The following is a 7,378-nucleotide window of genomic DNA, read 5'->3' as shown; positions in this document are numbered from 1 at the left end:
ATGGCGCAGTTCTGTGCTCGGGTGCGGAAGCGGGACGACCTGCCGACGGTGTCGATGAAGGACATCTACCGGTACCCGACGATCCAGAGCCTGGCCGAAGCGTTGACCGCCGGCGCTTCCCCCCGGGCGCCAGCGGGCACTCCAGCCGACGTGATGGTGTCGACGGATTCGTCGACCGGCACAGTGGCGCTGCTGGCTGAGGTGCTGGCCGGTGTGCTGCGTGCCGAGCGGGTGCCGGTGGACGGCGACTTCTTCGCAGATCTGGGTGCTGATTCGCTGGTGATGGCGCAGTTCTGTGCTCGGGTGCGGAAGCGGGACGACCTGCCGACGGTGTCGATGAAGGACATCTACCGGTACCCGACGATCCAGAGCCTGGCCGGAGCGTTCACTGAGGCACCCGCTGCCGTCCAGTCCTCGGAGCCCTCGCAAGCCCCGTCACAGAGCGATTCACGCGTCCCTGCGGAGAGCGGCTCCCGGCCCGTCCTGTCGGCTGCGCCCCAGTGCGGCCCATGGCGGCACGCGCTGTGCGGGACGGCTCAGCTACTGATGTTCCTCGTCTTCTCCTCTCTGGGAGCCACGATCGCCGTCCTCGGCTACGAGTGGACCTTGGAAGGCAAGGGGCCGGCAGGCACCTACTGGAGGGCGGTGCTGTTCAGCGCGGCGTTCTTCGTCGGCGCCTGCGCGTTGCCCGTCGCGGCCAAATGGATGATCATCGGCCGCTTCACTCCTCGCCGGATCCCCCTGTGGGGTCCCGCCTACCTGCGCTTCTGGTGCGTCAAGACCCTCATCCGCACCAGCCCGGTACGTCTGTTCATCGGTTCACCGCTATACGTGCTTTACCTCAGAGCGCTCGGCGCGCACATCGGAAAGGGCGTCACCTTCCTGTCCCGAACCGTCCCGGTCGGCACCGACCTCCTGACCATCGGTGACGACACGGTGGTCCGCAAGGACGTGCTGTTGTCCTGCTATCGCGTGCACGACGGCTACATAGAGACGGGCCCCGTCACCCTCGGCGACGATGTGACCGTCGGCGTTCAGGCCGTCGTCGACATCTACACGTCGATGGGTGACCACAGCCAACTGGGACACGCCTCCTCCCTGCACTCGGGGCAGGCGATTCCGGCCGGAGAGTCGTGGCATGGGACGCCGGCGGAGCCGACGACGACCGACTTCCGCACCGTCGAACCCGTCGCGTGTGGCCCCCTTCGCAAGGTCCTCTACAGCCTGTCGGAACTGCTGGCCCTGCTGCTGGTGTACCTGCCCCTGGCACTGGCCGGCGTGAGCCTCGTCTTCACCGCGGTGCCGCAGCTCAACGCGGTGTTCACGCCGGGGCCCCAAGCCTTCACCAGTCCCGCGTTCTACGTCGAGGCACTGGCCGCGTCCCTGGTGGCCTTCTTCGGGGGCATCGTCGCGGGACTGCTGATCGTAGGCACGGTCCCGCGGCTGCTCAGCCTGGCGATCGAGCCGGGCCGGACCTACCCGCTGTACGGCTTCCACCACGGCATCCAGCGGGCGATCACTCGGCTGACCAACTTCAGGTTCTTCACCACACTCTTCGGCGACAGCTCCGCGATCGTGCACTATCTGCGGTGCCTGGGATACGACCTGTGCCATGTCGAACAGACCGGGTCGAATTTCGGCTCGGTCGTCAAGCACGACACCCCGTACCTCAGCACCGTGGGCACCGGGACGATGGTCGCCGACGGGCTCTCCATCATCAACGCCGATTTCTCCAGCTCGTCCTTCCGGCTCTCCCGCACCTCGATCGGGCCGAACAACTTCATCGGTAACCGCATCGCCTACCCCGCGGGCGGCCGGACCGGCGACAACTGCCTGCTCGCGACCAAGACCATGGTCCCCGTCGACGGCCCGGTACGCGAAGGCGTCGGACTGCTCGGCTCACCCAGCATCCACATCCCGCGCTCGGTACTGCGCGACACCCGCTTCGACCAGCTCGCCCAGGGCGCTGAAATGCGCCGCCGACTCGCCGCCAAGAACAGGCACAACGCGGTCACCGCGAGCCTGCATCTGCTGGCGCGCTGGTTCCACTTCTTCGTACTCGTCCTCATCGCCATGACCGCCGTCGAGCTCTTCCCGACCCTCGGTGCGCCGGTCTATGCGCTGGCGGGCCTGCTCACCGTCGTGTTCACCGTCTTCTACTTCGCCCTGATCGAGCGGACCGTGACGGGATTCCGTCCGCTCAGATCGCTGTACTGCTCGATCTACGAGCCCGATTTCTGGGGCCACGAGCGCTACTGGAAGCTGACGTCGCACGAGTACGTGCAGGCCTTCAACGGCACGCCGTTCAAGGCCCTGGTCTGGCGGCTGCTGGGCGCCAGGATCGGACGCCGGGTCTTCGACGACGGCTGCGCGATCACCGAGCGGACCCTCGTCAGCATCGGAGACGGAAGCGCTCTCAACGCCGGCAGCGTCATCCAGTGCCACTCGCAGGAGGACGGCACCTTCAAGTCCGACCGCGCCACGATCGGCGCGGGCGCCACCATCGGGGTAGGAGCCCTTGTGCACTACGGCACCACGATCGGCGACCGGGCACAACTCGCCCCCGACTCCTTCCTGATGAAGGGGGAGGAAGTCCCCCCTGAGACACGGTGGGAGGGAAACCCCGCCCAGGAAGCGGGTGTCGTCCGCGATCGGTAGGTCCACCGCCCGATCTGCAGCTGACCGTCCAGAGGCCCCGCCCGACCGCTGTCCCTCCCGAAAAGCTGAGGCCATGGCCATCGACCTGAACGCTCTGCGAGCCCACTTCCCCTCCCTCGACACCGGCCTTGCCTTCTTCGACGGCCCCGGCGGAACCCAGACCCCCCGCCCCGTCGCCGACGCCATCACCGCCACCCTGACCGGCCCCCTCTCCAACCGGGGCGTCACCAGCCCGCCCGAACTCAATGCCGAACACTCGGTGGTGGCGTTCCGGTCCGCCTACGGCGACCTGCTCAACGTGCCCGCCGACGGCATCGTCCACGGTCGCAGCGCCACCCAGCTCACCTACGACTTCTCCCGTCACCTCGCCAAGGACTGGAAGAGCGGCGACGAGATCGTCCTCAGCCGTCTGGACCACGACTGCAACGTCCGCCCCTGGGTTCAGGCCGCCCAGCGCGCCGGCGTGACCGTCCGCTGGATCGAGATCGATCCCGACACCACAGACCTCGACCTCGGGTCCTTCCAGCGGGCACTCTCAACGCGAACGCGTCTGGTCGCCCTCACCGCGGCCTCGAACGTGCTGGGCACCAAGCCGCCCGTCCCGCAGATCGCCGACCTGGCGCACGAGGCCGGCGCCCTCGTGTACGTGGACGGCGTGCACTATGCCGCCCATCACCTGGTCGACGTGTCCGCCCTGGGCGCGGACCTGTTCGTCTGCTCCCCCTACAAGTTCCTCGGACCACACTGTGGCGTGCTCGCAGGCTCCCCCGAACTCCTCGAGACGATCCAGCCCGACAAGCTCGTTCCGTCGTCCAACGCGGTGCCCGAGCGCTTCGAGTTCGGCACTCTGCCCTACGAGATCCTGGCGGGCGCCACCGCCGCCGTGGACTTCCTCACCGCCCTCGACCCCGGCACACGGACGACGCGTCGAGAGCAGCTCACTCAATCGCTGGGCTCCCTCCACGCACACGAGCAGACCCTCCGTACCAGGCTGGAAGAGGGTCTGCGAGCCTTCGGAACCGCAGTCACCCTGCACTCCAAGGCAGCCGACCGCACCCCGACCCTGCTGATGAGCTTCGACGGACGTGACGCCCGCCAAGCCCAGGCGCACCTGGCCGCTCGCGGCGTGGTGGCCCCTGCGGGTTCGTTCTACGCGTACGAGCCCTTCGACGCCCTCAAACTCCAGGACCCCGCACTGCGAGCCGGCCTCGCGCCGTACAACACCGTCAACGACGTAGACCGGCTCCTCGAGGGCCTGTCCACGTTGGTCTGATCCGGGCCGGGCAGAACGAACCAGCACGCTCGCATCGTCCATGTCGTCCATCGGGCCGCGCACCATCAGTTCTCGGGGCGTCGAGTGACGAGCGTGTCAGGGCGCCGTCAGCGGGTCCTGCCACAGTTGGTCCTGTGAACGGCAGCGGAGAGTCTCCGCAGCCGGGAACAGGGAGAGGTGCCCGGAGTGGTTGATCGGGGACCAGCGAGCTCGCCTCACGGTCGGGCCCTTCGGGGCCCACGCAGGTTCGAATCCTGCCCTCTCCGCCGTAACCCCTGAAGGGGCGGTGCGAGCTGCCAGGGGCCGTGCATCAGCCCGCGAGTCACCGGGCACCGTCATGTCTGCTACTCACTTCCGGGTGCCGGGCGCGCGCCGTACCCAGAACCCACGCATCGGCTAGCCGTCGGCCGGAAGCGTCAAGGTGACGGCACGATCGCGTACGGGTAGCAGACACCCCTCGCGCTCGCTGCACGCGCCGTAGGTGAGGAACACCCGCGCCCGGTCACGGTCCGTGCCCTCGACCCGCCGGACGGGGAGTTCGAGGGTGACCCGGCCATCCTGATAGACCGGCAGCCGGACGTGGAGGCCCTCGGGGCGCAGTACGCGCTCCTGGGCGTCGGTGGTCGCCGGGCCCGTGGGCCGCAGGGCCCCCGCAGCGCGGATGCGGGTCGGGATGCCGATTCCGTCGACGCCGCCGTCGGGAAGGGCCAGGCTGTACAGGTGGAAGCCGGACCGCTCGGGCCGCAGGTCGGCGAGGACCCGCAAGTCGTTGTCGCGGGACTCCACCCGGACCGACACAGTCACGCCACCGTCCGAGAAGGGGGCGGCCACGGCGGCGGGACCGCTTTCCCGAACCCCCGCACAGCCGGTGAGAGGAAGGGCAGCCAGCGCCAGCGTGAGTGCCACGCTCGTGGTCGCTCCGCCGGCTCGGAGCCGGGCGATCACGCCCATCGCTTCAAGAACTCCTCGACCTGGTCGGCCGACATGGTCCGCGCATTGGCGAACTCGCCCCGGTCCGTAGCCACCTTGGTCCTGCCGGAGGCAGGGTCGAGGACGACCAGTGCCGGTATACCACTCGTCTGCAGGTTCACGTAGCGCGCGGCTACATCCAGATTGTGATCGAACTCGCCGACGTCAACGGTCACTACGTGGTACCTGGCAAGCGTCGCGGACGGCCCCGGATCCTGGAAACGCGCGCCCAGGACACGGCAGTCCAGACACCATTCGGCGCCGAAATCGATGAGGACGGGACGGCCGTCCTTCTTCGCTGCCTTGAGAGCGGCCTTGATCTCCGCTGCGGCGTGTGCGTGTGGGTCGTAGCCGTGCGGCGGCTTCGCGGGCGCGGCGGACGCCGTGGGCGTGGCGGGCGTCGCCAACCGGGTGGCGGGAGCAGCCGTGACGGAAGGAGGGGTTTTGTGGGATGTGGTGGGCGCACCGGCACAGCCGGTGAGTGCCAACAGAGCGGTTCCGGCCGACAGCAGCGTGGCCGGGAACAGGTGACGCCTCACGTGACTCCTCGTCGTCTCTCCGTCAAAGTCGGCCTGTGCGGGCCTCGAGGCCGTTCCCATCCGCGTGCGGCCTCTTCGGGGGCTGGATGCGCACGGGTGATCCAATCACGCGTTCGACAGCCAGGCGTACCGGTTTTGACCTGCCTTGTGTCCAACCACAGGACACTGCGCCGCGATCGACCTCTGGCGGCTCGTAGGCGGCGCCGCCTTCTTCGTAGCGTGTGCCCTCGGGCGGATACTCATGGCACGTTCAGGGCGTCGCGTACGGCAGCCGCAGACCGAAGTCGATGCTCCGATCCGCCTCCCGGAGGATGCGAGCGGCTTCGGCGTTCACCTCAGCGGGGACATCGCCGCGTTCCCCGACGAGCTTGTCGTAGATCGGTGCATCGCCCCAGGTGTACCGCATGTGGTCCTGCTGATTCACTGCCGTGTCCCTTCCCCGTGTACACAAACGGCTAGTGAGTCTACGGGCGCACGGCAGGCTCGGTTGTCCACCCTCAGACCCCGGCGTCCCTACCGCCCCGGTGGTCTGCCTGACCTGCCCGCCCCCCCACCCGCGTCTCGTACCGGTGCAGGCGGTGCCCTCGTCATGTCGCCCCGCAAGGCGCTCAGTTGAGCATGACCGAAGGTAACGGTCTACGGTGACGGCGACCACGCGTTCGATACGCGCGCAAGACCAGGGCGGCCCGGCCGCCCAGGGGGAAGCGCCGACCCACGCCGCACGACGCGGCGCTGTGAGGTCTGCGCCCTGAGGAAGAAATGTACCTGCACGCAAAACAACAGATCGTCACGCTCGCGACCGCCTTGTTGCTGACCGTGGGCGCGGGCACCGCCGCGGCGGCCGGACCCGCGCCGAAGCACGAACCCGAGCCCACCCTGCTGGAGATCGCCACCAAGGTGGCGCAGTACTCCGACTGCGGTTCCCAGCCGCTGCTGGAACGGCCCGCCTGCCTCAAGGAGTTCGCCCTCAAGTCCGCCAAACTGGGCCTCGGCGTGGGCGTCTTCCTTTACGTCACCCGTGACGCGATGAAGGACGAGGGCGCCTCTTTCAACGGACTGGAGAAGGAGCTGACCGAGCTGTACAAGCTCAAGCCCCAACTCCTGCTCGATCCGGACAAGGAGCCGGACCCGGAGAAGAAGAAGCAGATCTTCGAGCAGACGCTCAAGGCGCTCAAGGCCGCCAAGCCGCACATGGACAAGCTGCGCACCGACCTCGTGAAGGCGTCCCGCTTGCTCGACGCCCACACCGAGTCGGTCGAGGCCCTGGCCGTGCTCGCCGTGGTGGTGGGGGACTACTACCCGGACCCCAAGCCCGTCGACGACCGGCCGCCGAAGGACACCTGGGACATCGCGGGCTTCTTCAAGGACGTCGGCAAGAGCCTGGACCAGATCAACGCCGGCTTCGACAAGATGAACGGCGCCCTCGATGACATGAACAAGGCCACGGCCGAGGTCAACAAGGGCCTGGACAAGGCCAACAAGGGCATCGAGAAGGCCAACCGGGGGATGGACAAGCTCAACGAGGGGATCAAGGAGGCCAACAAGGGGCTGAACGAGACCAAGAAGGCCGTCGACGGCATCGGTAAGGGTGCGTCGAAGCTCCACCAGGTTCCCGAGTTCGACTTCGACTTCTCGCGCCTCGCCGACCGGATCGGTTCGAAGGACACCACTCCCGAAGAACGGGCCGCGCAGGAGCGGCGGATGTCGCTGCTGCTCAACCTGCTGCCCGGGATCGGCGACGGCAAGGGCGTCCTCGAAGCCATCATCGGCACCGATCTGGCCACCGGCGAGAAGGTGAGCAACACCGACCGCCTGCTGGGCTCGCTCGCGGTCATGCGCTGGCTCAAGTACGGGGGCAGGTTGCTCCCGGAGGACATCCGCCCGCAAGGGCGACAAGCCGCCCCCGTGCAACAGCTTCCCGGCCGGCACACGGGTCCTC

The 7,378-nt window shown here is 68.1% G+C and carries 5 protein-coding genes and 2 pseudogenes; 4 read left to right on the top strand and 3 right to left on the bottom strand.

The window, feature by feature from the left end:
* From ACZ6B1_RS30875 to ACZ6B1_RS30865, 3 genes and pseudogenes are all read left to right on the top strand, one after another.
* Positions 1–2,658 (top strand): Pls/PosA family non-ribosomal peptide synthetase (locus tag ACZ6B1_RS30875; RefSeq protein WP_468783745.1); only part of this gene is annotated, 2,658 nt, incomplete at its 5' end.
* A gap of 73 nt (positions 2,659–2,731) precedes the next feature.
* Positions 2,732–3,931, top strand: a complete 1,200-nt coding sequence (locus tag ACZ6B1_RS30870) for a cysteine desulfurase-like protein (protein ID WP_468783743.1) — start codon at positions 2,732–2,734, stop codon at positions 3,929–3,931.
* 171 nt (positions 3,932–4,102) lie between these two features.
* A pseudogene (locus ACZ6B1_RS30865) lies at positions 4,103–4,197 on the top strand.
* A gap of 130 nt (positions 4,198–4,327) precedes the next feature.
* Here ACZ6B1_RS30865 and ACZ6B1_RS30860 read toward each other — a convergent pair.
* The 3 genes from ACZ6B1_RS30860 to ACZ6B1_RS30850 form a co-directional block, all read right to left on the bottom strand.
* Positions 4,328–4,735: a hypothetical protein gene (locus tag ACZ6B1_RS30860; RefSeq protein WP_468783741.1), complete on the bottom strand. Its 408-nt coding sequence runs from the start codon at positions 4,733–4,735 to the stop codon at positions 4,328–4,330.
* Between the two features lie 137 nt (positions 4,736–4,872).
* Complete coding sequence (locus ACZ6B1_RS30855) at positions 4,873–5,439, bottom strand: thioredoxin family protein (protein WP_468783739.1); 567 nt, start codon at positions 5,437–5,439, stop codon at positions 4,873–4,875.
* 250 nt (positions 5,440–5,689) lie between these two features.
* The gene (locus ACZ6B1_RS30850; RefSeq protein WP_468783737.1) at positions 5,690–5,863 is read right to left on the bottom strand and encodes a hypothetical protein; all 174 of its coding nucleotides are present in this window, start codon (positions 5,861–5,863) and stop codon (positions 5,690–5,692) included.
* Between the two features lie 335 nt (positions 5,864–6,198).
* Between ACZ6B1_RS30850 and ACZ6B1_RS30845 the strand changes: the two are divergent.
* A pseudogene (locus tag ACZ6B1_RS30845) lies at positions 6,199–7,290 on the top strand (pre-toxin TG domain-containing protein); the annotation flags it as partial.
* Positions 7,291–7,378: the final 88 nt, after the last annotated feature.

This window comes from Streptomyces sp. NPDC041129 (assembly GCF_055592265.1).
The sequence above is the reverse complement of the archived record's forward strand: the minus strand, read 5'-3'. Positions and strand labels throughout refer to the sequence as shown.

Coding starts and splice junctions, on each gene's coding strand:
- ACZ6B1_RS30870 (WP_468783743.1), top strand. CDS start 2,732: ATGGCCATCGACCTGAACGCTCTGCGAGCCCACTTCCCCTCCCTCGAC.